The organism is Undibacterium sp. RuRC25W, from assembly GCF_049339825.1.
Lineage (GTDB): Bacteria > Pseudomonadota > Gammaproteobacteria > Burkholderiales > Burkholderiaceae_D > Undibacterium.
Genome location: NZ_JBMPPD010000064.1, coordinates 1 through 5,006, shown reverse-complemented (window position 1 = coordinate 5,006; position 5,006 = coordinate 1). Strand labels below are relative to the sequence as shown.

At 47.8% G+C, this 5,006-nt stretch carries 5 protein-coding genes; 4 read left to right on the top strand and 1 reads right to left on the bottom strand.

Annotated elements, in window-relative coordinates; genetic code table 11:
* Positions 1–425 precede the first annotated feature (425 nt).
* Positions 426–767: a DUF3579 domain-containing protein gene (locus ACO0KV_RS18210; RefSeq protein ID WP_423044556.1), complete on the top strand. Its 342-nt coding sequence runs from the start codon at positions 426–428 to the stop codon at positions 765–767.
* A gap of 139 nt (positions 768–906) precedes the next feature.
* On the opposite strand, the gene ACO0KV_RS18205 is transcribed toward ACO0KV_RS18210, so the two are convergent.
* A complete protein-coding gene (locus tag ACO0KV_RS18205; RefSeq protein WP_423044554.1) occupies positions 907–1,806 on the bottom strand; it encodes a LysR family transcriptional regulator in 900 nt (299 codons plus the stop codon).
* 181 nt (positions 1,807–1,987) lie between these two features.
* On the opposite strand from ACO0KV_RS18205, the gene ACO0KV_RS18200 reads away from it, so the two are divergent.
* The 3 genes from ACO0KV_RS18200 (at position 1,988) to ACO0KV_RS18190 (ending at position 4,803) form a co-directional block, all read left to right on the top strand.
* On the top strand, positions 1,988–2,722 hold the full coding sequence (locus ACO0KV_RS18200; protein WP_423044552.1) for a histidine phosphatase family protein: 735 nt from the start codon (positions 1,988–1,990) through the stop codon (positions 2,720–2,722).
* A 9-nt stretch (positions 2,723–2,731) separates the two neighbouring features.
* Positions 2,732–3,496, top strand: a complete 765-nt coding sequence (locus ACO0KV_RS18195; RefSeq protein WP_423044550.1) for an SDR family oxidoreductase — start codon at positions 2,732–2,734, stop codon at positions 3,494–3,496.
* An 83-nt stretch (positions 3,497–3,579) separates the two neighbouring features.
* Positions 3,580–4,803, top strand: a complete 1,224-nt coding sequence (locus ACO0KV_RS18190) for an acyl-CoA dehydrogenase family protein (protein WP_423044548.1) — start codon at positions 3,580–3,582, stop codon at positions 4,801–4,803.
* Positions 4,804–5,006 lie beyond the last annotated feature (203 nt).

Sequence of the window (5,006 nt, the reverse complement as noted above, 5' to 3'; positions counted from 1 at the left end):
GCTTGATAACCCGCTGAACCTTCTTGATACCGTTTAACAACGGCCAGTTTGAATTGCTTTGTGTATTTACTCATGAAAACACCCCAAAAGTTAGGACGGGTGTCCAACTTTTGGGGTGCAGTTCATATTGCGGCTTTTTTATCTCTTGCGAACGGTACGGAATGACATTTGGGGCTGGAGTTTGCTTTACTAAGCGGAGAAATGCACTATATTAAGGTAGATGTCAGACTTTGCTTGAATACTTTTTTCATGTGTTACTTAGCGGATCTCTTGCAGGCATTATTTTTGCATAGTACTGAATTAAAATGTCTGTGAGGTTTCGATTCAAGTCTTCTATAAGATATAATACCTATGTATTCTGAAAGCTGAGTATCACAGAATGATATTTTGCTTTGTTCAATTATGCTTCACAGCGAGCCGAGCACATGGCCGATCCCAAAAAAACTCATTCACAGCCGATTAAAGAATTTTTCATCCAGGGTGTTACCAGTGATGGAAGACAATTTCGCCCTAGCGATTGGGCGGAACGTCTTTGCGGTGCCATGTCTTGCTTTAGTCCTGATGGCGGACGCAATTCTCATTTGCAATATTCCCCTTATGTCCGGCCAATTTTGCTTAATGGTGTCCGTTCTGTCGTCGTCAATGAGGCAATTCGAGAAATAGAGCCGCTGGCGTATCATTTTGTGGTCAGTTTTGCAAAAGATAACGATTTGCAAATCATCGATGCCTGCTTGCTACCTGATGATCCCGAAAAGAAAACTAAATAACCCACTCAACGCGAGCTTTCGCGAGACAATCGAGACAAGATAGACGAAGATCGCTACTTAACATTGTCAAATAAGATAAACCGCCACGTTAGCTCAACTGGCGGTTTTTTATTTTCTGGACGGATTGTCGTTGCAGGTTTTAGCTGAAAGCTTGCATGACTTGCTCCCTGAGCCACTGATTAGCCGGATCATTCTCCAAATTTTGATGCCAATAGAGATAAACATCCCACGAAGGCATGGTCAGCGGCAAGGGGAGAATTTGATTGTCAAATTGCTGATTAACGATCCGTGCGTATGCTTCTGGCATGGTGAGTAACAAGTTAGTCTGTCTCACGACGCGGCAAGCGGCGAAATAGTGCTGACAACGCAAGCGTATCCGGCGCTGTAATCCAAGACGACTCAGTTCAAAATCTTCCAAGCCCATCCCTTTTCGCCTGGAACTGGCGAGAATATGCTCCGCCTGCAGGTATTGGTCCAAGGTTAAGGCGGTTTGGACGATAGGATGATCTTTACGGGCCAATACGACGGTGGTATCGCGCGAGATCTGTTGTCGCCGGATCTCTGGTGGTAGTGGCAGTAGCATATCAATGGCAACATCGATGGTTCCCGCGGCTAGTTCACTGACTAATTCGCGGCGGTCAACCTGAATTGCTGCGACGTTGATTTCTGGTGCTTGGCGCGTAATGCTCTCCAATAAAGGGGGCAGTACAGTTGATTCCAGCACGTCGCGTAACGCCAGGTTGAATTGCTTACTCGCCTGCGACGGATCAAATTTTCTGTTCTCAGTCAGCGTCATTTCTAAACCACGCAAGGCAACTCTGACAGGTTCAATAATGCTGCGCGCCAGCGGCGTTGACACCATGATATTGCCTTGCCGTACAAAAAGTGGGTCATCAAACATGCTTCTTAAGCGATTGAGCGCATGACTGATTGCCGGTTGCGTCAAATTGAGCTGCTGACTCGCGCGGGTGACGGTGCCTTCAGTGTAAATGGCTTCAAAGACAATAAATAAATTTAGATCGAGGCGAGATATATGCATGAGATTAATAATATCTGATAACAACTATTCATTTGATAAATTATAGACCCAGACTTACACTCATCATCAGAAAAAAGATGGTTGTTTTTCATATCAGATAGTGATGCACAACTGACGGCTTATGTGCATCACGGTATGAAAACGATTGACATTAATACGAAAAAAGAAGGTGGAATAATTCATGGCGCAACTGTATCTGATCAGACATGGACAAGCCTCGTTTGGTAGCCAAAACTACGACCAGCTGTCCGAGCTAGGTGCACAACAGGCGACGCAACTAGGTAACTGGTGGGCGCAGCGGGATCTCAACATACATCGTATTGTCACTGGTGCACTACATCGCCACCAGCAGACAGCTGTCGCTTGCATCGCTGGTTTGCGCGGTCAGGAGTCCTCCGAGGTAGAGACGACTGGCTGGCATATGGATGCAGGATTTAACGAATACCATCACCACGAGGTATTAGCCAGACATGTTCCGGAATTCGATGATCCTGCTGAAGTGAAACGGTTTTTGACCAGCAAGCCAGATGCAGGCAGGGCGTTTCAGGATATTTTTTCTGCGGCAGTCGCACGCTGGATGTCTGGTCAGCATGATGCCGAATACACTGAAACTTGGCATGCGTTCCAGCAACGCTGTATCCGTGCCTTTCAACAACAACTGGCGCTCGATGATGGCGCGAAGAATATCGCTATTTTTACGTCGGGCGGCACGATCTCTGCGATTTGTCAGCACGTGCTTGGCATTCCTGACGCCAAATTTTCCGAATTAAATTGGTCACTGGTCAATACCGGTGTGACTCGGATTCATGTTCAACCCGGACGTGACGGTCATCACAACCGCTTTGCGCTAGCTTATCTGAATAACTTTTCTCATCTGGAAATATTAAATAACCCGAAGTGCATCACTTACGTCTAGGAATCCAAAATGAAAGATCTGTTTGATTTACACGGTAAAGTCGCATTGGTCACCGGCGCTAGCCGTGGCATTGGTGCTTCGATTGCTAAACTGCTCGCGGCACATGGTGCGCTGGTGATTGTATCGAGCCGCAAAGCCGAGGCATGTGCTGCGGTGGTTGATGAGATTATTGCCGCAGGTGGCAAAGCAGAAGCACGTGCTTGCCACATCGGTGATATGACACAGATAAATGCGTTGTTTGCCGACATCACGAGTGCCCATGGACGTTTAGATATTTTGGTAAATAACGCGGCAACCAATCCGTATTTTGGACACATTCTCGATACCGATGAAGCCGCGTTTCAAAAGACTGTTGATGTGAATATCCGTGGCTATTTCTTTATGTCATCCGGCGCGGCCAAAATCATGGCAACGCACGGTGGTGGCAGCATCATCAACGTCGCCTCCGTCAACGGCGTGATTCCTGGTCCTCTGCAAGGTATTTACTCCATCACCAAAGCGGCCGTCATTGCGATGACCAAATCCTTTGCGCATGAATGTGCGCAGATGGGTATTCGCGTCAATGCCTTATTGCCTGGTGCCACAGATACTAAATTTGCTTCAGCCTTGTTTGGTAATCCTGTGATCTTAGAAAAAGCGTTAACCCGGATTCCAATGAAGCGCATCGCTGAACCTGATGAGATGGCAGGAACCGTGTTGTATCTGGCCTCTGACGCTGCGAGCTACACCACGGGTGCCTGCATCAATGTCGACGGTGGCTATCTCGTCAGCTAAAAAAACGTAGTCGCTCACCGTAGCAAATTTATTTGATGATCACTGTTGTGTGATCTCAACCAATTGACTTAAAGAGGATGATCATGGATTTTCAATACAGCCCTAAAGTAATTGATTTACAGACGCGTTTAAAAGCGTTTATGGATGCGCATATTTATCCAAACGAAGCGACTTTTTATGGCGAAATCGCTGCGAACCGTAAGGCAGGTGACGCGTGGATCCCGACGAAAATTGTTGAGCAGCTCAAAGCCAAAGCCAGAGATGCTGGCCTGTGGAATTTATTCTTACCTGAGTCTGGACATGGTGCTGGTTTAACCAACCTCGACTACGCACCGTTGTGTGAAATCATGGGACGGGCATTATGGTCCGCTGAAGTATTTAATTGCTCCGCTCCGGACACCGGTAACATGGAAGTGTTTGCACGCTACGGCACACCAGCGCAGCAAGATCAATGGCTCAAGCCATTGTTACGTGGTGAGATTCGTTCTTGCTTTGCCATGACAGAACCTGCCGTCGCGTCTTCGGATGCAACCAACATCGAAGCGTCGATTGTGCGCGATGGCGATGAGTATGTGATCAATGGCCGCAAGTGGTGGTCTTCTGGTGCCAATGATCCTCGTTGTAAAGTCTTTATCTTCATGGGAAAAAGCGATCCAGCCAATCCTGATCGCCATAAGCAACAGTCGATGATTATTGTCCCACGGGATACGCCAGGCGTCACCATTCTCCGTGCGTTACCTGTGTTCGGCTATGACGATGCGCCGCACGGTCATGGCGAGGTGCTTTTTGATAATGTCAGAGTTCCTGCATCCAATATGCTATTGGGTGAAGGGCGTGGCTTTGAGATCGCCCAAGGACGTTTAGGACCAGGCCGTATTCATCACTGCATGCGTCTGATTGGTCTGGCTGAACGCGCACTCGAAGACATGTGCAAACGTTCTCTAACCCGTGTCGCGTTTGGGAAGCGTGTTGCTGAGCAAGGTGTCACGCTCGAGCGCATTGCCAATGCCCGTATTTTGATTGATCAGGCCCGTTTTCTGGTGCTTAACGCAGCGCAAATGATGGATACCGTTGGCAATAAAGCCGCAGCCAAAGAAATTGCGATGATCAAGGTGGCAGCGCCGAATATGGCTTGCCAGGTGATTGATTGGGCGATCCAGGCGCACGGCGGCGGCGGGGTGTCGGATGACTTCGGTTTGGCCTATGCTTATGCGCAGGCACGCACATTACGTCTTGCCGATGGCCCAGATGAAGTTCATCGCAATCAGATTGGTAAAATGGAACTGAAAAAATACATGAGCAAATAATAAACGCTTATCGCAGGGATGGCCGGAGAAGTCAATATTCTCTGTTTGTTCTTGTCACGGATAGGCATTGCAATGTAATGGCGAATTCTAGGATGAAGTGCAATTTATGAACGGTACCGGTTAATGAGGGCAAGATGCGATAGCATTTGTGCCTTTTTGACCGGCCAGTCGAAATTGCATAATGAACTACACACATCTCACCC